The organism is Sinomonas flava, assembly GCF_039531875.1.
Taxonomy (GTDB): domain Bacteria; phylum Actinomycetota; class Actinomycetes; order Actinomycetales; family Micrococcaceae; genus Sinomonas; species Sinomonas flava.
This window is the reverse complement of record NZ_BAAAQW010000005.1, coordinates 213,909-236,902: the sequence shown is the minus strand read 5'-3', so window position 1 is coordinate 236,902 and position 22,994 is coordinate 213,909. Positions and strand designations below refer to the sequence as shown.

Here is a 22,994-nt window from a genome sequence, read left to right as displayed (position 1 = left end):
CCGCCGTCGTGCGTGGCCGGCGTGGTGCCCGGCCCGAAGGCTGTGGGCTGGCCGAAGAGTGCGGCCGGCCCGTCAGCTGGGGAATATCCGGGCCGGCCTGTTAATTTGTAACTCGATTTTACAAACTCGTCGGGGCCTGGTCAAGGGCTCCGCTCAGGAGGCCCGGTACAGCTTCCCGATCACGAGCTTGGCGAGCTCGGTCGCGGGGGCGCGGTTGTCCGGGAGCGGGGCGAGGTTGGCCCACGTCACGAGCGTGACCCTGTTCGCCGGGTCGTAGCCCATGAAGGAGTTGTAGCCGGGGAGCTCCCCGGTATGGCCGTACATCGCTCCGAACTGCGCGATGTTCATGCCGTAGCCGGCGTTGGGCTGGGTCATCTGGATGCTCTCCATGCGGGTGCGCTGCATTTCCGCGGAGAGCAGCCTGCCCGAGCCGAGAGCCTCGACCCAGGTCGCAAGCTCGGGAGCGGTCGAGATCCCCGACCCCGCGGCCCACGCCCACGAGGGGTTGACCTCCGTGTAGTCGGTCGGGGCGAGCGTGCCGGCGCGGGCGGAGGCGAGCTGGTCCGGCGGAAGGAGGGAGGTCTCGATCGTGCTCTCGAACGTCCCGTACGAGTAGCCGCGCGCGAACGGGGCGGCGATCGCCGAGGAGTCCGGGGCCGGCAGCTGCGTCTCGGTCAGCCCGAGCGGGGTGAAGAGCCTGTCGCGGAAGATCTGCTCGAGCGGCTTGCCGTCCAGCTTCTCCGCGATCGTCCCGAGGAGCACAGTGTTCGTGTTCGAGTACTCCCACTTCGCGCCCGGGTCGAACGTGGGTGCGTGCGAGAAGGCGACCTTCAGCAGTTCGTCGGGCTTCCACACGCGCATCCGGTCAGCGTCCACGGCCCGGTTCCAGTCCGCGTCGAAGGTGTAGTTGTAGAGGCCCGAGCGCATCTCGAGCAGCTGCGCGACGGTGATCCTGTCCCCGTTCGGCACTCCGTCGCGGTACTTCGAGACCGGGTCCTTGAGCCCGATCTTGCCCTCCTGCGCGAGCTGGAGGATGGCGGTCCCGGTCCAGGTCTTGGTGTTGGACCCGACCCGGACGTGGTCCCCGACCGTCACCGCCTCGCCGCCGCCGCGCTCCCGCGTCCCGTACGCGAGCTCGAGGTTCGGCTGGCCGGGTCGCTTCAGGAGCAGGACCGCGCCGGGGACCTGCATCTCCTTCGCGGCGTCGTTGAAGGCGGTGCGGATCTCGTCGTCGCTCACCTTCGCGATCGCCGGGGCAGACGACGACGGCGACGCGCCGCTCCCGGCCTCCGCACCGCCCGTCGGGGTGCTTGCAGAGGCCGACGACGAGGCCGCCGGGGCGGTGGACGCCGGGGTGCAGCCTGCCAGGGCCAGTGCCAGGGCTGCGGCTGCCAAAGCGGCCGCGGGGGCCAGGGCGGGGGCCGTGGCGAGGGGACGCGCGCGCGTCATTGCTGTCCGTTCCGGCCCCTCTCCCCGGGCACAGGGTATCGCAGGGATCATGCGCGGGGCAGGCCGCGCACGAGCGGAACCTTGCCGAGGGCCGTGCGCTCGAGCGCGGCGACGGGCACGAGGCGCACCCCGACCCCCGCGGCGCCCGCGGCGGCGAGCGCGGACTCGACCCGGGCTCGGACCGCGTCCGTCGCCGTCTGGGGCGAGAGCCCCTCGAGGAGGACGTCGATGCCGTCCCCGCGCTGGACCACCTGCCACCCGTTCAGGGGAACCCCATCGAGGGCATCGTGGAAGACGTTGGGATGGATGGCCACGGTCGTTTCGCCCACTGCGAGCGCGAGCACGTCCTCGATGCGGCCCTCCACCGCGGCGAGCAGGGCGAAGGCCCGTCCGCAGGGGCATCCTCGGCCGTCGACGGCGATGCGGTCGGACATCTCGTAGCGGATGAGCGGGAGCGTCCGTGCGAACGGGACGGTCACGAGCAGGCGGTCCCCCGGCGTTCCGGGCGGCACCCGCCGGTAGTCGGCATCCACGGGCTCGGCGATCACGAGGTCTTCGTAGAGGTGCCGGCGGCCCGCGCTGCACGTCGAGCCGATCCCCGCCGTCTCCGTGGCCGCGTAGACGTCGGCCGGGGGGACACCCCACGCGGCCTCGGCGTCCTGGGAGGTCTGCGGGGAGAGCACCTCGGAGGCGCTCATGATGGCGCGCGGGGAAATGTGCAGCCGGCCAGCCAGCTGCTCCCGCGCGAGGGGGCGGAGCACAGACGCGTAGCCGACGAGCAGGGTGGGGGCGAAGCCGTTGAGGGCCGAGACCGTCTCCGGCAGCGGCGCCGTCGCGTCGAGGCGGATCGTCGGGATCAGCGCGGTGGGCAGGGAGGCGCCTACGGCCGCGGACTGGTGCGTGGGGCGCCGCGAGCTGACCACCGCGACCCGGATCGGCTGGCCCGGGCGCACGGGGACGCCCGCCCAGTCGGTGGCCCGGGCGTACGAGGCCAGGACGGCGGCCCACTCCGTCCGGTCCCAGACGAAGACGCCCCGCCGGCCGGTCGTTCCCGCGGTCGCTGCCGCCCACCAGGGCCCCCGCAGCGGTGGGCTGGCGCGCCACGGGCGTCCGGGGTCGCCGTCGTGCTCCACGAGGTCGGCGAGGTGCGCCTCGACGTCGGCGAGGCGCAGGCCGCGGCGTGTGACCGCGTCGTCCCAGTGCTCCATGAGCTGCCCCTTGGTCACGGGCGGGAGAGCCGCCAGGGGCGCGTCCTCGAGCCCGGCGTGGAGGCGGCGGTAGAACGGAGAGCGCTCGACGGCGTGGCGGCGCGCCGCCGCCACGGCCCGCTCCCTGTGGGCGTCGATCCGCTCGGCGCTCCAGCGGTCGCGGGCGCGCCAGACGAAGCGCAGCGCGAGGACTCGGGCCATCAGGGCGGCGTCCATGGCATCAGGGTACGGCCCCGCGGCCCACGGCGCGGGCGAAGTAGGGCCCGTGGACTCTGGGCAGCGCAGCCGGGCGGGCGGACACTGCGGGTAGGGGACGCGGACGACGTCCCGGACCGATCGGAGGTAGCCGCGATGATGTACTGGAACGGCAACATAGGCGTGTGGGGCTGGATCTTCATGATCCTGAGCTTCCTGCTGTTCTGGGGTGCCATCATCACGGGCATCGTGTTCCTTGCCCGCTCCGTCCGGCACGGGGGGCAGGGCTCGGGAGCCTGGGGACAGCCCGGGTGGGGCGGCGGGGCGATGCCGGGCGGCATGGCTCCCGGGCAGTACCCCGGCCCCGGACCCGAGCAGGTCCTCGCGGACCGCTTCGCCCGCGGCGAGATTGACGAGGCCGAGTACCGCGCCCGCCTCGACGTGCTGAAGCAGCACCGTGGCGGGGCGTGATTCCGGCGGTACCCTTCGATAGATGACCCAGGAGCGATGGCGGAAGCTGACTGAGTGGCCCACGCTCGCCGCCGCCTTCGTGTTCCTCGCCGCGTACTCGGTGCAGGTGATCGGGAACCTGGATCCCGAGGAGGGCCTCTGGGCGGAGATCTTCCTGTGGGGAGCGTGGGCGGTGTTCGTGGTGGACTACGCGGGCCAGCTGTGGCTGGCCCCGCACCGCGGGCGCTGGTTCATCCGGAATCTGCACGAGCTGGCGATCCTCGCGCTGCCGGCCCTGCGGCCGCTGCGGCTCGTGACCTTCCTGCGGATCGTCCACAACAAGGCGGGCTCCGCGCTCCGCGGGCGCCTCGTCGTATACGTCATCGCGGCCGCGGGGACGCTCGCCTACTGCGGAGCGCTCACGGTCGAGGACGTCGAGCAGAACATCCCCGGGGCCAACATCCGCAGCTTCGGCGACGCGATCTGGTGGGCCCTCGAGACCATCACGACGGTCGGCTACGGCGACCACTACCCGATCACGGTGATTGGGCGACTGGTCGCGGCGGCGCTCATGGTCTCGGGCATCGCGGTGCTCGGCGTCATCACTGCCTCCATCGCCGCGTGGCTCGTGGAGAGCGTGTCCGCGCGGACGGCCGCCGAGATCAGCGAGGTGGAGGCCGAGGTCGAGGAGGTCGAGGCGGAGGTCGAAGCCCTCGACGAGTCCCTCGAAGCCAGGGTCCAAGCCCTCACCGAGCAGGTCGCCCGGCTTACCGCCGCCCTCCAGGCGCGCGACGCCGCGAGCCGCGTCGCCCCGCCCGAGCAGTCCTAGCCGGCGCTCCCCGCGCCCGGCGACGCGGCGGCGTCGTGCGCCGGGGCCAGCCCCGAGCGGATCTCGCGCTTGAGGATCTTGCCCGTGGGGCCCTTGGGCAGCTGGTCCACGATCCGCACCTCGCGCGGGTACTTGTACGCGGCCACCTGGGACTTGACGAAGTCGCGCAGCTCCTCAGCGGTCGCCGCGCCCTGGGCGGTGAGGGCGACGACGGCCATCACCTCCTCGCCCAGCTCCGGGTCCGGGATGCCCACGACGGCGGCCTCCGCCACGGCCGGGTGCTCGTAGAGGACCTCCTCGACCTCGCGCGGGTACACGTTGTAGCCGCCGCGGATGATGAGGTCCTTCTTGCGGTCCACGATCGAGTAGCAGCCGTCGGTGTCGACCCGGCCCATGTCCCCGGTCAGGAGCCAGCCGTCGCGGATGGCCTCGGCGGTGGCGTCCGGCCGGTTCCAGTACCCCTTCATGACGTTGTGCCCGCGGACGGCGATCTCGCCGACCTCGCCCTGGGGAAGGTCCCCGCCGTCGAGCCCGACCACCCGCAGCTCGACGCCCTCCACGGCGGTGCCGATGGAGCCGGGCTTGCGGACGCGGTCGGGGTGGTTGAAGGCGGCGACCGGGGAGGTCTCCGACAGGCCGTAGCCCTCGAGGATGATGCAGCCGAACTCGTCCTCGAAGCGGTGCAGGACCTCCACGGGCAGGGCCGCGCCGCCCGAGATGCACACGCGCAGGGAGGAGGTGTCGTAGCGGCCGTGGTCCGGGAGGTTCAGGAGCGCGCCGTACATCGTGGGGACGCCCGCGAAGACTGTCACGTGCTGGGACTCGATGATCTCGAGGGCGTCCTGCGGGGCGAACCGCGGCAGCAGGGCGATCGTCGCCCCGGCCAGGACGGTCGTGTTGAGGGCGCAGGTCTGGCCGAACGTGTGGAACAGGGGCAGGCCGCCGAACACGACGTCCTCCGAGGTGAGGGTCAGGAGCGTGCGGACGGTCAGGTCCGCGTTGAGGATGAGGTTCCGGTGCGTGAGCTCGGCGCCCTTGGGCCGCCCCGTAGTGCCCGAGGTGTAGAGGATCACCGCGGTGTCGCTTTCGGCGCGGTCGGCGACGTCGCCGAGGGGCTCCTCGCCGGCGAGGACACCCGCGAAGGCGCCGGGCTGGACCGTGATGATCCGCGTCCCGGTGCCCTGGGCGCCCGCCGCGGCCTCGTCCGCGACAGCCGAGGCGGCGAGGAGCACCTCGGCGCCGGAGTCGCCGAGGTAGTAGGCGATCTCGCGCTCCTTCAGCAGCGGGTTCATCGGCACGACGATCGCGCCTGCCCGCAGGGCCGCGTAGTAGGCGACGGCGAACTCGGGGACGTTCGGCAGCATCACCGCCACGCGGCTGCCGGGGGTGATCCCGGCCCGCACGAGCATCCCGGCGAGCCGCGCCGTCGCGTCCTCGAGGTCGGCGTAGGTCCAGGCCTCCCCGGCGCACGTGATGGCGGTGCGTCCGCCGTGCCGGGACGCGGTGGCGACGAGATGCTCGGCGAGGTTCATGGGGGCTCCTGACGGGACGTTACTGTGGCGTAGGCCACATCGATTGTGGCGTGGAACTCCGTTTCAGGTCAACCGGGATTCAGTCTCACGCTCGCACTGCCAGACCTCCCTGCTAGACCTCGAAGAAGCCCCGCAGCGCCTTGGCGAAGACCTGCGCGTCGACGTCGTGGGTCTGGCCCTCGAGGACCTCGAGCCGGGCGTCGGGGATGGCGTCCGCCGCGGCGCGGGCGCCGGCGTGCAGGAACTCGGGGCTCGCGCCCCCCGCGAGGACGAGGGTCGGGGCAGTGATCCGGCCGAACACGTCCACGGGGACCACCGAGCCCTCGCCCATCGCGGCGTCGTCGTAGGCGAGGGTCGGGGCGAGCGCCGTGCCGGCCGGCCAGTACGGGGACTGGCGCGCCCCGGCGATGGCATCCTCCGGCACGCCAACGTAGCGCATGAACGTCTCGAGCGCGCCGTCGCGGTCGCCGGCGTCGAGCCTGGCGTTCAGGTCCCGGGTGTAGTCCTCGGCGCGGGCGCGGCCGGCGTCGTCCGTCATGAACGGGGGTTCCCACATCACCAGGGCGCTGACGGGGAGCACCGCGGCGGCGCGGGCGGCGAGCACCGCGCCGGAGGACAGCCCGACGAGGGCCGCTCCCCCGCGCTCGTGCGAGGCGGCGTCGAGCAGCGCGCCGATGTCCTCGATCTCGCGGCCGACGGCGAACGGCTGGGTGTCGGTGCTGTCGCCGCGCCCGCGCCGGTCGTAGTTGTAGACGGTGAAGGCCTCGGCGAGCGCCTCGGCGATGTGGGCGTCCGCGCGGCGGTGCACCGAGGCCCCGGAGACGAGGATGAGCGGGGTGCCCGCACCGAGGCGGTCGTAGGCGATGGTGGTTCCGTCGGGGGAAGTGACCTGGGTCATGGGTACACCGTACGGTCCGCCTGGCCGCCGGGACACCCACCGTCAGGTTTTCGCGAGGGTGTCGAGCTCGTCGGCGAGGATCCGCGTCAGCTCGTCCTGCTCGGGGACGACCGCCGGGTCCGCGATCACGGAGACCACGAGCTCGCCGGCGTAGGAGAGGACGGCGAAGCACACGCCCACGTTCCCGGGCGTCATCGTGATCGGGACAATCGAGGCGATGCGGTGGCCAGCCAGGTGGATCGGCTCGGCGGGGCCGCGCACATTGGTCAGGAACGTGGTCACGAGCCGCTGCCGGTCTATGAAGTGCTGGAACACGCCAGCGCGGGCGAGCGCCCGGAAGGCGACGCCGAGGGGCCCGACCGAGGCTCCGCGGGACGGCCCGGAGCGGTTCCCGGCCTGCTCCAGGACCCGCGCGAGGCGCACGGCGGGGTCCGGATCGGCGGGCACCTCCGTGGGGACGATCCCATTGATGTTCCCCAGCGTCGTGGCCTCCCGGGGGCCGCGCGGGGTGATGGGCACCGAAACCACGAAGGACCGGTGGGCCTCGCCACGGGAGCGGAGCGTGGAGGCCAGGGCCCCTGAGACGGCGACGAGGACCAGGTCGTTGAGCGTGCAGCCGCGCGCGTGGGCTGCGTCGAGGGCCTCCTTGAGGGGCAGCGCCACGGTCCTGACGCTCCGAATGCTCCCGGTGGGCCGGTTGAACGAGGTGGTGGCCTCCGCGTGGGTGCGGTGTCGGCGGGTGAGGCCGAGCTCGCGCAGACCGCGCGCCGCCGTGGCGAGGGCGCGGGGCGTGTTCGCCAGCGCGCGCAGGCGCTCCCGCCACGCGTCCGCGAGCAGCTCGCGCGGTGTAGGGCCGGGCTGCGGGAACGCCGGTGCGGGGGGCGTCGGCAAGGGGGCCTGCAGCACTGGCGCCGCGCCGGGTCCCGGGCGGTCGTCGTCGAGTTCCGAGCGGTCGTCGCCGAGTGCGGAGAGCACGGCGAGGCCTCCGAGCCCGTCGGCCATCACGTGGTGCGCAACGAACACCAGCGCCGCCCCGCCACCGTCCGCGGCGCGGACCAGTCGGGCCTTCCAGAGGGGCTGGTCCTTCGGGAGCCTCTCGCACGCGAGCCTCGCGGCCTCGCGCAGGAGGTCCCCGCGGCCGCCGGAGACGGCACCCTCCGAGAGGTGGCGCGGGAGGCTGAACGCGGCGTCGTCCACCCAGACCGGGCGCCCGAACCCTGGCGGCGACGGGACGAGGCGGCGGCGCAGGCGCGGGACGCGCGCGATCCTCTCCCCCAGCGCTGCGGTGAGCTCGGCGAGCGACGGCGCGGCCCCGGCGTCGAACATCAGGACCGCGGCCATGTGCATCGGGACCTGGCCGCGGTCGGTCGCGAGGAGCGTGAGGTCGTTGCTGCTGATGCGGTCGATGCCCGGCCTGCGTCCCATGGCTGCCTCCCCGTGTGGCTGCGGTAGGACCAGCGTAGGCTCGCCCGCGGCTACTGGCGCCAGCGGAGGCGGCTGTCCGTGGCCGAGGTCCTGCAGGTGTAGAGCACGCCGGTGGAGCTCACGCCCTGGGTGCCCTCGGTGCTGCAGTAGGCACCGGGGGTGACGAGGGGGAGCGTGGATGTCGGTGCGGGGGCGGGCTCCTGCGCTGCGGCCTGGGCCGGCTGGCTGGTGGGCGCCAGCTGGCCGGGGCAGCCGGCGAGGATCGCGGCCATGGCGTCGTGCTCGGCCTAGGTCACCCACAGGCTGTAGGTCGCCTTCACGGAGACCTGCCGCCCGACGTAGTCGCAGCGGAAGCCCCTGTTCGGCGGCAGCCAGGTGGCGGCGTCGCCGTCGCCCTTCTGCTGATTGGTGGGCCCGTCGGTGGATTGCAGGTTCAGCGGGTCGTTGGCGAGGGCGACGCGCTGCTCGTAGGTGAGCTGCTGTGCGCCCTTCTGCCACGCGTCGGAGAGCGCGACCACGTGGTCGATCTGGACGTCGTCGCTCGTCGTCGTGCCGCGGAGGAACGCGATGGTTGTAGCCGTGTACGGGTCCGCGAGGGTGCCGGAGGCGACCTTGCAGGGGACGCTGTTGACGTATGTGATGTCGGTGAGGTCGCGGTTGAGCATGTCGTTGCGTGTGTCGCAGCCGTTCCGGTCCACGTCGAGCCAGGCCGGCCCGAACTCGTCCCGGCTGTACCCGGTCTTCGGGGCGCGGCCCTTGACCGGGATCGTCTCGAGGAGGACCGCTGCTTCGGTGCCGTAGGCGGGCTGCGGGTTGGGGGCGGCGTAGACGGTCGCCGTCGTGCTGTCGGCGGCCTGGGCGGGCGACGGCGCCGCAGCACCGAGGCCGGCGACGATCGCGAGCGACGTGGCGAGCCAGGTGGAGAAGGCGACGGCGCGGGTGCGGGCGCTGGGGCGTGGGCGGGTCACAGGGGGCATGAGGACATCGTCCCGCCCTCGCGGCCCGGGGCCTCCGGTCCTGAGCCAATCCTTGGCGAATCCTGCGGCGCCTTCCCGTGGACCGAGGGTGATGCCCGGACGATGGCAGGGGACGATGCCTGTCCCCGCGCGGTGACGGGTCAAACCGGATTTGACCCGTCACCGCGCAATCAGGGAACCGTCGTCGCCCTGTGGCGGCGGCGGTGTCCCGTCGGTCAGAAGGCGCCGACGCCGTTCGGGGTGCCGAGCCCGGTCACGCCATCCCACCCGCTGCGCGCCGTGCACCACTGCGCGGTGGGGCAGGAGCCGTTGGAGCCGGACGCGACGTCGAACAGGGAGCCCGCGTGGGCGTACGGGATCGCGTTGGCGTAGCCGGTGAGGCCTGCGCCGGTGTGGCCCGCGAGCGCGTAGACGGAGGCGATGATCGGCGAGGCCAGGCTCGTCCCGCCGAACTGGCCCCACGTGGAGCTCTTGGACGACGTCGGGTAGAAGACGCCGAGGCCGCCGTTGGAGGGGTCGGAGACGGCGGCGACGTCGTTCATCGCCCGGTTCGCGCAGCCCGTCCCGTAGCCCGCCGCCGCGGCGAGCGGCGCGTTGTAGGCGGAGCAGCCCGAGCCCGTGCCGGACCAGGTGGTTTCGGCCCAGCCGCGGGCGGTGCCCGGGGCCGGGTTGAGGCTCGTCCCGCCCACGGCCGTGACGTAGGAGGACGACGCCGGGTAGGAGGCGCCCTGGTAGCCGGAGTCGCCGGCGCTCGCGGTCACGGCGATCCCGGGGAACCTGTAGTACTTCCCGTAGGTCGCGTCCGAGGCGTCGGAGCCCCCGTAGCTGTTGGAGATGGCGACAACGCCGGGCTGCCTGGCGGCGGTCTGGACGGCGGTGCCGAGGTTGGTGAACGACGCCGAGGCGGCCTGGACCACGGTGATCCTGCAGTCCGGGCAGGCTGCGGAGACGGCGTCGACGTCGAGGGCCTGCTCCTGCGCCCAGCCGAGGTCGAACCTGGGCAGGCGGGTGCCGCCGTTCTGGTCGAGGATCGTCAGGCAGCCGTTCGCCGTCGTGCAGGCGGGGAGTCCGTACTGCTGGCGGTACGTGGCGAGGTCCCGCTCGAGGTTCGGGTAGCCGTACGCGTCCACGATCGCCACCGTGCGGCCCCCGGAGGCGGTGCCGTCCAGGCGGTACGCGGAGCGCAGCTGCGAGGGGGTGAGGGCGGTCCCGGGCGGGGTGGTGGCGTTGGTGATGACCCGGCCGGTGGGGTCGGTGGCCTGCCGCGCAGCGCAGGCGGCCTCGCCCGGCCGCGGGTCCGAGCAGACCTTGATCGAGTGCTCATCCGCCTTCCCGACGGGCGGCGTCGCGCTGGCGGCAGTGGTTCCGGTGACGGCGGCCGCTGCGACGAGCAGTCCGGCGACGGCGGCAGACAGTAGCTTCCTGATAGGAAACGCCCCCTCTGGTGGTGGTTTCTGGAGCTGGCCGGCGACCACCTCCACAGAAGAAGCTAGGGGGACGCGGCGACCGGCGGGAAGGGGTGTCCGCGAAAGCTCAGGGAATCCTTGCAGGACGCTGCGGGAGCTCGGCCTCGAATGTCGGAGCCCCTCGGTACCGTGATAGAACAGCCGGGGCTGGCAGAGGGGGCAGACAATGATCGTCGAATTCGGGTGGTTCCTGGACCGCGCGCCGTGGGCGTACACGCGCCCGGGACTGAACCGTGTCCGGGTGGGCCGCAAGGGGTTCGTCTCCCTCCTGCAGACGCGCCTCGGCCTCACGCGCCCCGATACCCAGAACGCTGAGCGGGTGAGCCAGTACCTCCGCCGCCTCGAGCACCTCGACTCCCCCGGCGCCTGGTTCCACCGCTCCCTCGCCGCCGACCCGTGGTCCACGGCCTACGAGCTCCTCAGCGCCCGGGACGACGCCGTCGCCAACGGCTGGGACGGCACCCTGCCGGAGCCCGAGCCGGGGACACACGACGGCGGCCCCTCGCCGCTGCTGCGCACCCTCGCCGCCGCGGAGCGCGCCGGCGAGGGCGTCCCGGGAGGCGCGCTGGCGCCGTCGCTCGCGGACGACATCGTCGAGCTGATCGCCGAACTCGAGTCCACTCCCCTGCCGCTGGGCATCGACGAGCTCGTCCTGTCGCATCCGGAAGACACGTTCCCAGCGGTGTGGCGTCGGATCATCGGCGCCCTCCGCGACCGGGGCATCAGGGTCAGCGAGGCGCCGGCGCCGCACCGGCTTCCCGAGCTGACGGTCCTCCAGGCCGAGACGGAGTGGGAGGCCGCCGAGCACGCCGCGCGCTGGCTCGCCGCCGGAACGAACGAGCGCACCGCCGTCGTGTGCTCCGACCCCACCGCTGTCCTCGACCAGTACCTCACGCTTCACTGCCAGCCGCGTCTGGGTGTGGGCGAGCGCTCAGCGTGGCGGGCCCAGGACCAGCTCATTCCGCTGTTCTTCGAGCTCGTGTGGGAGCCGGCCAACGTGCACCTCTTGGCCGAGTTCCTCACGCTCCCAGACTCGCCGGTCCGCCGCGGCGCGGCGAAGCACCTGCTCAGGGCCCTCGCGGAGGAACCCGGCGTCCGCGGCGTGGCATGGTCCAGTGCCATCGCCGCGATCGGCGCCGACGACTCGCTCGGGCCCGACCTCGCGGCCACCCTCGACCGGACGTTCCGCGCCCGCCTCCTGTCCGAGGCGGACCGCCCCTCGGGCGCGCAGCTCGTCGAGGCCACGGCATGGCTGACCTCCGCGCTCACCGCGCGGGCCGCCGTCGTGCCGCGCCTGCAGGCGACCGCGGCGCAGCTCGGCCGCGTCCTGGCGCTCCTCGCGCCGCTGCCCCACGTGTCCCGGCGGGACCTGCGCCGGATCATCGCCTCGGTCGTGACCGAGGGCGCCGAACCGCTAGTGGGTGCCGAGGCCGCGCCCTGGCTGCGCCTGAACCACCTCGCGGAGCTGGGCGAGGACGTGGACGACGCCCTGTGGTGGGGATTTCAGTCCGCGTCCACACCCGCCGTCCGCCGCTGGGACGCGCACGACGCCGCGGCCCTCGCTCAGGTGGGCGTCGAGCTTCCCACGCCGCAGCAGCTCACCGCCCTCGCCGTGCGGGAGACGCTCGCCGCAGCGGGCCGGTGCCGCAGGCTCGTCGTGGTCCAGATCGCCCAGCGCAACGGCGAGCGCGTCGAGGCAAACCCTCTCCTCGAGGCGCTCGTCGCGGGGCAGCCCGCGAGCACCGGAGCCGGGACCGGCGCGGCGGAAGCCGGCAGCGGCATGGCGGAGCGGATCGCGTCGGTGACCAGGTCGCCGTCGGACCTCGTGATCGCGGGCGCGGGGGCGCACGACGGCGTGTGGCGCCTCGCCGGGCGCGAGGCCCGGCTCACGCGCGCGGCGGCACTGCGCCCGGTGGCGCCGCGGGCCGAGCTGGAGGTCGGGCCGAACGCCGCGCTCGCTCCGGAGCGGCTCTCGTTCTCCCAGCTCGAGGTGCTCCTAGGCTGCTCGCTGCGCTGGGCGCTCGAGCGCAAGGGACGGCTGACGGTCCCTGACGCCGCCGACATCCCCGAGGGGTCGCGCATGATCGGGACCTTCGCGCACCGCGTCATCGAGCGCCTGCACGAGGTGCTGCACGCCTCGAACCGGGCGGTGCCGACCGGCGGCGAGGTCGACGCGGCGATCGAGGAACTCCTGCCCGAGTTCGCCTCCGAGCTGCTGCTGCCCGGGCAGAAGGCCCGCCGGCTCACGGTGGTGGCCGCGGTCGCCGAGGCCGCGCGCACCTTCTTCGCCACGCTCCAGCGCGGCGGCGTCGCGCTGCAGGCGGTCGAGAAGGAGTTCGAGAAGGACCTGCGGCTCGTCACCGACGACGGCGTGCTGAGCATCCCGGTCGTGGGCAGCGCGGACGCGGTGGGAATCGACGAGGAGGGGCGAACCGTCGTCGTCGACCTCAAGTGGTCCTCCACCGGCCGGTACCTGCGCGAGAAGGTCCAGAAGGGCACGGCGCTCCAGCTGGCCCTGTACCAGTGGGCGCTCAACGGCGGCGATGCGCCGCCCGACCACCCCACCGCGTATTACCTGCTCAAGCAGCACGACTTCGCCTCGGCTCACGCGCACTTCGGCCCGTCGGTGCCGCGCGTGTGGGCGCCCGAGGAGCTGTGGAGGCGGGCGGTCCATGCGGCGGAGCACGTGGTTGCGGATGTCCTCGCCGGGCATGTCACGGCGACGAAGCCGTTTGCCGACGTGTTCGCCGCGGTATCGGCACAGGCTTCGCAGAGCTCCGCTCCGACCGGCGCAGAGGGCGGCTCCGCTCCCGTCCCCGCCGGCCCGACGACTGTCGAGGAGAGGGAGACCGCGGAAGGCCGGCTCTATGTCGAGCCGGGGTGCCGGTTCTGCCGGTTCGGAGCCCTGTGCGGGCTGAAGGGGGACTACTCATGAGCGCGGTCGGGACGGAGAGCAGGGCACCTGGCGTCGGGGACTACGGCGTAGGGGACCACGGCGTCGTGGACCGGGACGTCCTGAACCGGGACGTCCTGGGCAACGTCACGATGATCTCGGCGAGCGCCGGGACGGGCAAGACGTACACCCTTACCGAGAAGCTCGTGGAGCACATCCGCGCCGGCGTGCGTCCCGATCAGATCATGGCGACCACCTTCACGAGGAAGGCCGCCGGCGAGCTGCGCGAGCGCATCGCCGCCCGGCTCCTCGACGCGGGCGACTCAGCGCTCGGCGCCGCGTCGCAGGAGCTCGGCGCGAGCCTCGTGGGCACCGTCAACAGTGTGTGCGGGCAGCTCCTGTCGGAGTATGCGATCGACGCCGGCCTCTCCCCCGCGCTGGAGGTGATCGGTGAGGACCAGCTGGACGCGATGTTCAGGCTCGCGACCGACGAGGTGCTGGCCGACCATGCCGAGACGCTCTCGCCCGTCGCGTGGCGCATGGGCACGCACCCCGATCAGGAGGCGGAGTACAGCACCGAGCCCTGGAGCACGACAGTCCAGCGGGTCGTGACGTACGCGCGGACCAACCTGCTCGACGCCGACGCGGTGCGGGCCTGCGCGGAGCGGTCGTGGACCGAGTTCGAAACGGCGCTCCTCGACCCCGCGTCCGCGGACAACCGTGCCGACTGGCTGCGCGAGCTGCACGCCCTGCGGGCGGAGATGGAGCTGACCGTCGCGCGCGGCGAGCACAGCGACGGGACGAAGGCCAAGCTCTCGACGAAGGCGTTCGAGGAGCAGTACCCGAAGGCGCTCGCCAAGATCGCCAAGGCGCAGGCCGTCGAGACCACACCGTGGGAGGTGTGGCGTGGGTTCCTCGGCTCGAACCCCGCGGCGCCGCTGAAGAAGGTCTTCTGGGACCTGCGCGAGCGCATCCACGCCGAGCTGCTCTCCAACCCCGCGTTCCACCGCGACATCGAGGGCTACATCCGCGGCGTGCTCACGTGCGCCGCCGACTGCCTTGACGCCTATGAGGAGTTCAAGCGGGACAACGCGCTCATGGACTTCGTGGACCAGGAGGCCAAGGTCCTCGAGCTCGCCCGGCACAACGCCGCATTCCGGGCATCATTCGCCGGGCGGATCCGGGTGCTCGTGGTCGACGAGTTCCAGGACACGAGCCCGCTCCAACTCGCCCTGTTCCTCGAGCTCAGCTCGCTCGTGGAGCAGGCGGTGTGGGTGGGCGACCCCAAGCAGGCGATCTACGAGTTCCGCGGCACCGACCCGGAGCTCATGGAAGCCGTCATGGCCGCCGTGCCGGCCGCGAGCCGCAGGCAGCTTTCCGAGACGTGGCGCTCGCGCCAGGCCCCCGTGGACCTCTCCAACGCGGTGTTCGAGCGCGTGTTCGCAGCACACGGGATGACCACGGAGTCCGTGCACCTCGAGCTCCCGCCGTCCAAGGCCGCCGAGTACGCGGGCGGCGTGGGGTCGGTCGAGGCGTGGACCAGGAACCAGAGCAAGGCGGAGGACCGGCTCCGCTCGACCGCCGCCGGGGTCTCGGCCCTACTGGCACGGCGCCCAGACCTGCGGCCATGCGACATCGCCGTCCTCGCCCGGTCCAACGACGAGGTCGTCAAACTCTCCGCCGCGCTCGACGAGCTGGGCCTGCGGGCGAGCCGCAACCCCTGCGCGCTCGGCGCCGCGCGGGAGGTGCAGCTGGCGCGGGCCGCGATGGCCTACGTCGCAGACGGGTGGGACACGGTCGCCCTGGCCGAGCTGGTCGCCCTGCACCCCGACCACCCCTCGCACGGGACGTGGCAGCGGGAGCTGCTCGCCGCCGTCGTGCCCCGCCCCGCGACCCCAGACGCGCTCCCGGAGGGCGCGCACGACGGCGGGGCCGCGCCGGAGCCGGTCGGCGCCCGGGCCGTGCACGCGGCGTGGCGGCAGGCACCCGTCGTCGCGGCGCTGGACGCCCTCCGGGAGCAGGCCGCGGCAGCGACTCCCACCGAGGTGTTCGAGGCCGTGACTGGGGTGGTCGGGCTGCCACAGCTGGTAGCGGGGTGGTCTGCACCGGAGCGGCGGCTGCGCAACCTGGACGCGTTCCGCGGGGCGATCGAGCTGTACTACGAGCGGTGCAGGGCACTGCGGTCGCCTGCGACGCTGCGGGGGTTCCTGGACTTCTTCGCCTCCGACGACCACGACTCCGCCGAGAACGCCGGGCCCGACGTGGTGAACGTCCTGACGTACCACAAGGCGAAGGGCCTCGAGTGGCCGGTGGTGGTCATGGAGAGCCTGGACAAGGAGTCCAAGCTGCGCCCGTTCGGGGCGGCCGTCGAGTCGACCCGGGCGCTGGATCTGGCAGACCCGCTCGCGGGGCGGTGGATCCGGCTGTGGCCGAGCCCGTTCCCCTACGGCGGGTCGCCCCTGGACACGGCCGCGAAGGCCAGCGACGCGGCCGCCCGGTTCCTCGAGCGCGACCAGCGCAGCCAGGCGCGGCTCATGTACGTGGGCATGACGCGGGCCGCGGAGACGACCGTGCTGACCTCGAAGACCGGGTCCCCGGGCGTGCTCAACGACCTGGGGCTCGGCGAGCGGTTCGTCTCCTGGAAGGACGGTGCCGTGTCGATCGGCGGGGACACTTCCGTGCCCGCGCGGATCGAGGCGCTCGAGCCGGCTGCGGCTCCCGAGCCCGACGGCGAGTGGCCGGGCCGGTTCGTCGACGCGCCAGTCACGGCTCCGGCCGTGGCGCGCAAGCCGGCGCGGCTCAAGGCGAGCGAATCGCTGGCAGCCGGGTTCGACGCAGAGATCGGCGAGGTCGCCGTTCTCGGCGGGAGGCTCGCGGAGCACGGCTCGGACGACTGGGGCGCCGTCGGCTCTGCGGTGCACGCGTATCTGGGCACCGAGTTCCGCGCCCTTGACGACGCGGGACGGCTCCGCCTCGCGGAGCGTCTCGTGGGCCGTTGGGGTGTGGGGACGACGGTCGACGCCGCGCTCCTCACCACCGCGGGCGAGCGCTTCGAGGCCTGGCTCGACGCCGAGTTCCCCGGCTGGGCGCGGCATCGCGAGGCGGCGATCGGCTGGCGCCCTGAGGGACAGACGATGGAGGGCTGGATCGACCTGCTCCTCGAGGGCACGGACGGGTTCGTGCTCGTGGACCACAAGACCTACCCGGGCACCGACCCAGAGGGCCACATCCGTGCGCACTATCTCGGGCAGATGGCCGCCTACCGGCAGGCTGTCGAGGCGGCGACCGGCAGGCCCGTGCTGCGGGTGCTCATGCACCTGCCGGCGCTAGGACGGGTGTTCGAGGTGTCGGGGGTGCCAGGAGCATGAGCGGCACGCAGGCACAGGGCCGGACGCTGGAAAGGCTGCGCGTGTGGGAGTCGGCCGCGGTGGCCCGACAATTCGCCGCGGCCACGGCGAGCGGACTCCGAGCATGGTGTATTGCTGTCTACCTCACACCGATGATTGCTGCGGCGGCGGCGCGAGGCCAGTTGGTCCGATGCGGCCGTGTCTCGGCGATCGTGGGACCCCGGCCATGGCTGGCGCGGCATCTGCCGTACTTGGCTGTATCTGCATTCATGATCGTTGCAGCATTCATGTCCGGGCTCCTCGGTCTGGGTCCGATTATGGAATCGCTCCTTCCGGTCTACTTCCTTGGCGTGGGCGTCTGGGTTGCCTTCGTGACCGCCGCGTCTGCGTTCATGACGCCGGAGCGGAAGCAGCTGCTGAAGAGCACTAGCGCCTTCGCTCGCCGCCACGGCCGCGGACGGGGAGATGCCGTCAACCTGCTCACCTACCCCGAGGAAACCACCGACGACGAGCTGCGGGCAGCTGCTGAAGAGATCATCGTTTCCACGAATCCGACGACCATGGTCGTCGTGTGCTGTCTCACCCAACGGGAGGCTGAGGCATTCCTCGGTCTGGAGGTGGGGCTCGAGCGGGACGGGGCCGGATCGACCATCCTTGTCGGGCCGCCCGTCCCGCAGCCGGACGCCTCCGAACACACATAGGCCCGTGCCCGTGAAGACCCTCGGGATCGACCTGGCCAGACAGTAGCCGCTAGGAGCACTGTGCCACCCGTTCTCAACGCACCTGCACCGGCACTACTCTGCGGGCATGGCTGAGACCTTCGTCCTGGTGCACGGCGCGTGGCATGGGGGGTGGGCGTGGCGGCCCGTCGGGGCAAGGCTCCAGGCAGCGGGGCACGTCGTGCATGCCCCGACCTCGCCGGGCCTCGCGCCCGGTGACGATCCAGCCGGCGTCGGGCTCGGCGCCGCCGTGGACGCGCTCGTCGAATACGTCGAACGGCGCGACCTCCACGGCGTGACGCTCGTGGGGCACAGCTGGGGCGGGTTCCTCCTCTCGGCCGCCGCTCCGCGACTAGCAGATCACACGGCCCGCGGAGGTCGCGGCCGCCGTCCTCTCCCTCACGGACAAGCAGTGACGTCCGCGGGCGAGTCTGTGACCAGACGGATGAGGTGAGTGGAATGCGGTGGGTGCTGCACGTGGACCTCGACCAGTTCATCGCTGCCGTCGAGGTGCTCCGGCGCCCGGAGCTCGCCGGCAGGCCGATCATCGTCGGCGGCCGGGGCGACCCGACGGAGCGCGCGGTGGTCTCGACGGCGTCCTACGAGGCCAGGGCGTTCGGCGTCGGCTCCGGCATGCCCCTGCGGATCGCGGCCCGGAAGGTGCCCGACGCCGTCATCCTGCCTGTCGACCACGAGGCCTACCTCGCGGCGTCGGAGGAGGTGATGGCCGCGCTCCGCGCCCAGCCTGGCGCCGTCGTCCAGGTCCTCGGCTGGGACGAGGCGTTCATGGGCGTCGAGACCGAGGACCCGGAGGCATACGCCCGCCAACTTCAGGCAGCCGTCCTGAAGCGGACACGGCTTCACTGCAGCGTCGGCATCGGCGACACCCTCGTCCGCGCCAAGGTCGCCACGGGCTTCGGCAAGCCGGCCGGCGTCTTCCGCCTCACGGCGGCGAACTGGCTCGAGGTCATGGGCAGCCGGCCCACGAGGGACCTGTGGGGCGTCGGCGCCAAGGTCTCCGCCCGGCTGGCGAAGCTCGGCATCACCACCGTCGCCCAGCTCGCCGCCACCGATCCCCAAGACCTCGTCCCAGAGTTCGGCCCCAGAATGGGCCCGTGGTACGCGCAGCTCGGCCGCGGGGAGGGCAGCAGCGTCGTCGATGACACCCCCTGGGTGGCCCACGGGCACAGCCGCGAGACGACCTTCCAGCGCGACCTGACCGACCCAGCGCACGTGGACGAGGCCGTGCGTGAGCTGACGGCGCGGGTCCTCGAGGACGTCGCGGCCGAGGGCAGGCCCGTGGTCGGGCTGACCCTCAAGGTCCGGTACGCCCCGTTCACCACGACCACCCACGGGAGGAAGATCCCCGAGACCTCCGACCGGGACGAGATCCTCGCCCACGCCCTCGGCCTCGCGTCCGCCATCGAGGCCGGTCGGCCCATTCGACTCCTGGGGCTCCGGGCCGAGATGGCGATGCCCGACGATGCCCGGCAGGGGCACACGCCCACTCGCAGCGGCTGGTGACGGCGTCGCTCTCTCTTTGCCCGAGATCGCATCTTGCCCTGTGCCCCATCAGTGGACGGGCCTATCATGTCCACACAACGTTGCGGCTGGGGGCGCAGTCCAGCAAGAAAGAAGCACGCAGTGGACGCCCCCCAAGTCCAGTTAGTCCGAACCTCAGACGGCGGCTCGCTGCGCGTCTTCAGCTACGGCAGCGGACCCGGTGCTGTCTTCGCCGCGGGCAGCCTCACCCGCACTCTGCTCTACGGCAGATTCGCCAGCCGGCTCTCCGCCACGATGCCGGTGCACGTGTACGACCGGCGGGGCCGCGGCGGGTCGAGCCCGCAGCCGCCGGACTACTCCATGGACACCGAGGTGAACGACCTGAAGGCCGTCCTCGACGCCACCGGGAGCCGGGTCGTCCTGGGGCACAGCTACGGCGGCGGCATCGCGCTCGAGGCCGCCCTCCGCCTCCCGGTCAGCCGCGTCGGTGTCTACGACCCCGCGGTCAACATCGACGGCTGCCTCCCCACCCAGACGCTCCCCGAGCTCGTCGCCGCGGCGGCCAAGGGCGACCACGTCGGCGCCGTCATGGTCTTCTCGCGGGAGATGGACCCTGTCCTCGCACGGGTGCCGCTGCCCGATCCGGCCGCCCGGGCGCTCGTCTGGGCCGCGTCGCGCCTCACCCGCGAAGGACACTCCTGGAAGGAGATGGTCCCCTCCCTCGCGCACGAGATCACGCTGCTGGACGGCACCCACGCCGCCGCCGACCGGTACGCCGGCATCCGGGTTCCCCTCCTGCTCCTGGCCGGGGCGCACAGCCCCTGGTACTTCCGGACCATTGCGTCCGGCCTCGCTGCTTCCCTGCCGGGGAGCACCAGCATGGTCATCCCGCGGGCAGGCCACAGCGCGCTGAACCATCCCTCGGAGAAGATCCTCGGCCTCTTCCGGCGCTTCCTCCAGCAGCCGGCGTAGGCGCGGCGTCCGCCTCCCCCCGCGACGCCTGCCCGCCCCTACCCCAGCGGCGGGATCGCGCGGCCGGGGTTGAGGATGCCGTGGGGGTCGAGGGCGTTCTTGACCGCGTGGTGCATCGCGAGGCTCACCGGCGAGAGCTCCTTGGCCAGCCCGGCGAGCTTGAGAGTCCCGACGCCGTGCTCGCCGCTCACGGTCCCGCCGGCGGCAAGGGCGGCGTCGATGATCTCGCTGAACGCTTCGTGCGCGCGGCCCCGCGCGGCGTCGTCCCCGGGCGTGGTGATGATGAGCGGGTGCAGGTTCCCGTCGCCGGCGTGGGCGATGTTGGCGATCAGCACGTTGTGCGCCGCGGCGATCTCCTCGATCCGCGCCAGCACCTCGGGCACTCTGGCCTTGGGCACGCAGACGTCCTCGGTGAGCACCGGGCCGAGCCGCTCGAGCGCCGGGTACGCGAGGCGCCGCGCCGCGTAGAGCGCCTCGGACTCCTGCTCGTCCGCCGAGATCGCGGCGAGGCTCGCCCCGGCCTCCTCGAAGCAGCGCGCGAGCTCGGCGGCCTCGAACTGGCCCTGCTCTCCCGGCGCATCCGTCCGGCCGATGAGCACCGCATTCGCCTCGGTGGAGAGGCCCATGTGCTTCCAGTCGTCCACGGCCTTGAGGCAGTGCCGGTCCACGAGCTCGAGCACCGACGGGCTGATTCCGGACTCCGCCACGAGCGCGACGGCCCGGCCGGCGTCGACCACCGAGTCGAACATGCCGGCCACCGTGATCGGCGCCGGCGGCAGCGGCCGCAGTCGCACCACGACCTCGGTCACGACGGCGAGCGTGCCCTCCGAGCCGACGATGAGGCCCACGAGGTTGTAGCCCGCCACGCCCTTCGCCGTGCGCGTGCCCAGCCGCGTGGCCTCCCCGGTGCCCGTGACCACCTCGAGCTCGAGCACGTAGTCCCGGGTGACGCCGTACTTGACGCAGCACATCCCGCCGGCGTTGGTCGCGACGTTCCCCCCGATCGTGGACCACGGCGACGACGCCGGGTCCGGCGGGTACCAGAGGCCGTGCTGGGCGACGTGGGCGCGCAGGTCGTCGTTGACCACGCCGGGCTGGACCCGGGCCCACCGCTCAGCATGGTTGACCTCGAGGATGGCGTTCATCCGCTCGAACGAGACGACCACGCACCCCTCGATCGCGTTCGCCGCGCCCGAGAGTCCGGTCCCCGCCCCGCGCGCGACGAGCGGGGTGCCCGTCTCGGCGCACCAGCGCACCGCCGCGGCCACCTCCTCGGTGCTCTCGGCACGGACGACGGCGAGCGGGTCGCCGTAGACGGCCCACTCGCCTTCGTCGTGGAGAAAGCCCGCGAAGGAGGCCGCCGAGGTCAGGACGCGGCCCTCGGGCAGGAGGGCTTCGAGGGTGGCCGCGGCGGAGTCGGCGGAGGATGCTGGCATGTCTGGACTCTACCGAAGCACGATGGCGAGGCCGTCGGGGTCGGTGACCCGCGCGCCGTCGTGCGTCCGCTCTGGGGCCAACCCCCGCTCGGCAAGGGTCGCGACGGCGGCGTCCACGTCCGCGACCCGCAGCGCGAGGTGCGGGAACCGCGGGCCGGTGCCGGCCGGCGTCGTGAGCTGGAGGGCGTCGCGGCCGAAGCGGAAGCGGCCCTCCCCCGCGGGCTGCATGCCGAAGGTGTCGGCAAAGAGACGGCCGGCGGCGTCGGGATCGCTGGCGGCGTAGGCGAAGTGGTCGAGGGACTCCGCGACGGCGCCGGGCGTCTCGGGGATGCGGAGGTCGAGGTCTCGCTGGAGGAGCTCGATGCGGGCGCCGTCGGGCATGAGGACGAAGGCAAGCCGGCCGAAGCCGGTGCCGGCGGGCTTGGGCGGGGTGGCGTCGAGGCAGCCGGCGGCGAGGAGGCGGGCGTAGTCGGCGTCGAGGTCGTCGCTCAGGAATGCGAGGTGGTCCGGGCCGAACGGCAGCGGCGTGAGCGCCTCGGGGTCGTGGATGAACTCGACGAGGCCGCCGGCGAGCTGAACGTACGCGATCTGCACCGGCGTGCCGACCACCGTCTCGTGGAAGACGACCCGGGCGTCGAGCGCGGCGTAGAAGTCGAGGGACGCGCGGATGTCGCGCACGACGACGCCGAGGTGGTTGAGCTCGTGGATCACGCGGGCGCCTTCCGTCGGTCGGGCTGTTCGTCGGAGAGCCTACTGGCGATTCTGCTCGCGCGCTGGCGGGGCGCGGGCTGATTCTGCTCGCCCCTGCCGCTCGCCCCCGCAATTGTCGGGTTCACGCGGGTGCAACGCCCGCGCACCCGCGGGAACCCGACAATTCCGGCGGGAAGTACCGGCGGGAAGTACCGCCCTGCGCCTCGCCAGCTCCGGTCAGATCCACCGGGGCGCGGCGGGCACTTCGGCGAGCGGCTCGCCGTCGTGCGCGGCGGTGAGGTCCTGCCCGGGTTCGGCGCCCCGGCCGGCGGCCCAGCGCACGACGGCGGCCAGCCGGCCCCCGATGACCGTCGCCCCGGGCCCGGGGTCGCCGAGGGTGAGCCCGTCGTCGTCCCCGTCCACGACCCGCAAGGCCAGGCCTGCCGTCTCGCCGCGCTTCTCCCAGGCCTCCCAGATGTCCCCGAGGAGGCGGCGCAGCACGTCGGCGGGGATGTCGGCGAAGCGGGCGCCGTTGCCGAGGTCGACCGCGTGCAGCCACACCTCGCGGATGCGCATCCACACCGTCTCGGACACGGGAACGAGCCTGCCCTGCGCCGTGCGGACCTCCTCGCCCCACTTCGCATCGGGCAGGTCGCGCCACTCGACCGAGAGGTGGATCGCCGAGTGGTCGAACAGGTTCACCAGCGCGATCGGCGGCAGGGTGGCGCCGAACTCGATCTCCTCGTTCCGTGCCTGCGGCGAGGAGTACATGGGCGTCTCCACGCCAGTGGCGGCCCACTCGACGAGCCGCGCGATCGCCCGGGCGTTGTAGCCCACGTGGGCTATGACATGCCGGCGCGACCACCCCGGCAGCAGCGAGTGCCCGTCCATCTCCGCGTAGGAGAGCTCGCCGAGCTTCCGGGCGAAGAACGCCGTCCCGCGCCGGGCGGTGAGCAGCCCGGCGCGGACCTCCGCGTCCTGGACGAGGTCGTGGCGGGCGACCAC

General features: G+C 73.0%; 19 protein-coding genes. 8 read left to right on the top strand and 11 right to left on the bottom strand.

Annotated features, from left to right (window positions below):
• Window positions 1–153 precede the first annotated feature (153 nt).
• A complete protein-coding gene (locus ABD298_RS09575; protein ID WP_344299461.1) occupies window positions 154–1,449 on the bottom strand; it encodes a serine hydrolase domain-containing protein in 1,296 nt (431 codons plus the stop codon).
• Between the two features lie 47 nt (window positions 1,450–1,496).
• Complete coding sequence (locus tag ABD298_RS09570; RefSeq protein WP_344299460.1) at window positions 1,497–2,873, bottom strand: phenylacetate--CoA ligase family protein; 1,377 nt, start codon at window positions 2,871–2,873, stop codon at window positions 1,497–1,499.
• A gap of 135 nt (window positions 2,874–3,008) precedes the next feature.
• Between ABD298_RS09570 and ABD298_RS09565 the strand changes: the two genes are divergently transcribed.
• Both ABD298_RS09565 and ABD298_RS09560 read left to right on the top strand, forming a co-directional pair.
• Window positions 3,009–3,323, top strand: a complete 315-nt coding sequence (locus ABD298_RS09565) for an SHOCT domain-containing protein (RefSeq protein ID WP_344299459.1) — start codon at window positions 3,009–3,011, stop codon at window positions 3,321–3,323.
• A 22-nt stretch (window positions 3,324–3,345) separates the two neighbouring features.
• Window positions 3,346–4,131: a potassium channel family protein gene (locus tag ABD298_RS09560; protein WP_344299458.1), complete on the top strand. Its 786-nt coding sequence runs from the start codon at window positions 3,346–3,348 to the stop codon at window positions 4,129–4,131.
• On the opposite strand, the gene ABD298_RS09555 is transcribed toward ABD298_RS09560, so the two are convergent.
• The 6 genes from ABD298_RS09555 to ABD298_RS09530 form a co-directional block, all read right to left on the bottom strand.
• Entirely contained in the window at window positions 4,128–5,663 is a 1,536-nt protein-coding gene (locus ABD298_RS09555) for a long-chain-fatty-acid--CoA ligase (protein WP_344299457.1), read from the bottom strand. The two genes, ABD298_RS09560 and ABD298_RS09555, sit on opposite strands and share 4 nt — an antisense overlap.
• A gap of 112 nt (window positions 5,664–5,775) precedes the next feature.
• Window positions 5,776–6,561, bottom strand: coding sequence for an alpha/beta fold hydrolase (locus ABD298_RS09550; RefSeq protein ID WP_344299456.1), 786 nt, complete (start codon window positions 6,559–6,561; stop codon window positions 5,776–5,778).
• Window positions 6,562–6,603: 42 nt separating this feature from the next.
• A complete protein-coding gene (locus ABD298_RS09545; protein WP_344299454.1) occupies window positions 6,604–7,986 on the bottom strand; it encodes a wax ester/triacylglycerol synthase domain-containing protein in 1,383 nt (460 codons plus the stop codon).
• A 50-nt stretch (window positions 7,987–8,036) separates the two neighbouring features.
• On the bottom strand, window positions 8,037–8,258 hold the full coding sequence (locus tag ABD298_RS09540; RefSeq protein WP_344299453.1) for a hypothetical protein: 222 nt from the start codon (window positions 8,256–8,258) through the stop codon (window positions 8,037–8,039).
• A gap of 15 nt (window positions 8,259–8,273) precedes the next feature.
• The gene (locus tag ABD298_RS09535) at window positions 8,274–8,963 is read right to left on the bottom strand and encodes an HNH endonuclease family protein (RefSeq protein WP_344299452.1); all 690 of its coding nucleotides are present in this window, start codon (window positions 8,961–8,963) and stop codon (window positions 8,274–8,276) included.
• 215 nt (window positions 8,964–9,178) lie between these two features.
• Window positions 9,179–10,444 carry a S53 family peptidase gene (locus tag ABD298_RS09530; RefSeq protein ID WP_344299451.1) on the bottom strand — a complete coding sequence of 422 codons (1,266 nt, stop codon included), beginning with the start codon at window positions 10,442–10,444 and terminating at the stop codon, window positions 9,179–9,181.
• Between the two features lie 151 nt (window positions 10,445–10,595).
• Between ABD298_RS09530 and ABD298_RS09525 the strand changes: the two genes are divergently transcribed.
• The 6 genes from ABD298_RS09525 (at window position 10,596) to ABD298_RS09500 (ending at window position 19,863) form a co-directional block, all read left to right on the top strand.
• Window positions 10,596–13,364 (top strand): PD-(D/E)XK nuclease family protein, encoded by a 2,769-nt coding sequence (locus ABD298_RS09525; RefSeq protein WP_344299450.1) that lies wholly within the window; start codon window positions 10,596–10,598, stop codon window positions 13,362–13,364.
• Window positions 13,361–16,690: a UvrD-helicase domain-containing protein gene (locus tag ABD298_RS09520; RefSeq protein ID WP_344299449.1), complete on the top strand. Its 3,330-nt coding sequence runs from the start codon at window positions 13,361–13,363 to the stop codon at window positions 16,688–16,690. Before ABD298_RS09525 ends, ABD298_RS09520 begins: the two co-directional genes overlap by 4 nt.
• The gene (locus ABD298_RS09515) at window positions 16,687–17,370 is read left to right on the top strand and encodes a hypothetical protein (RefSeq protein WP_344299448.1); all 684 of its coding nucleotides are present in this window, start codon (window positions 16,687–16,689) and stop codon (window positions 17,368–17,370) included. The genes ABD298_RS09520 and ABD298_RS09515 overlap by 4 nt, the downstream gene beginning before the upstream one ends.
• 106 nt (window positions 17,371–17,476) lie before the next feature.
• Window positions 17,477–17,842, top strand: a complete 366-nt coding sequence (locus ABD298_RS09510; RefSeq protein ID WP_344299447.1) for an alpha/beta fold hydrolase — start codon at window positions 17,477–17,479, stop codon at window positions 17,840–17,842.
• Window positions 17,843–17,847: 5 nt separating this feature from the next.
• Complete coding sequence (locus ABD298_RS09505; RefSeq protein WP_344299446.1) at window positions 17,848–18,912, top strand: DNA polymerase IV; 1,065 nt, start codon at window positions 17,848–17,850, stop codon at window positions 18,910–18,912.
• Window positions 18,913–19,032: 120 nt separating this feature from the next.
• Window positions 19,033–19,863, top strand: a complete 831-nt coding sequence (locus ABD298_RS09500) for an alpha/beta fold hydrolase (RefSeq protein WP_344299445.1) — start codon at window positions 19,033–19,035, stop codon at window positions 19,861–19,863.
• Window positions 19,864–19,901: 38 nt separating this feature from the next.
• Here ABD298_RS09500 and ABD298_RS09495 read toward each other — a convergent pair whose 3' ends face one another.
• The 3 genes from ABD298_RS09495 to ABD298_RS09485 all read right to left on the bottom strand — a co-directional run bounded on the left by ABD298_RS09495 (window position 19,902) and on the right by ABD298_RS09485 (window position 22,994).
• Window positions 19,902–21,299: an FAD-binding oxidoreductase gene (locus tag ABD298_RS09495; protein WP_344299444.1), complete on the bottom strand. Its 1,398-nt coding sequence runs from the start codon at window positions 21,297–21,299 to the stop codon at window positions 19,902–19,904.
• A gap of 9 nt (window positions 21,300–21,308) precedes the next feature.
• On the bottom strand, window positions 21,309–22,010 hold the full coding sequence (locus ABD298_RS09490; protein WP_344299443.1) for a VOC family protein: 702 nt from the start codon (window positions 22,008–22,010) through the stop codon (window positions 21,309–21,311).
• Window positions 22,011–22,226: 216 nt separating this feature from the next.
• Window positions 22,227–22,994: a maleylpyruvate isomerase family mycothiol-dependent enzyme gene (locus tag ABD298_RS09485; RefSeq protein WP_344299442.1), complete on the bottom strand. Its 768-nt coding sequence runs from the start codon at window positions 22,992–22,994 to the stop codon at window positions 22,227–22,229.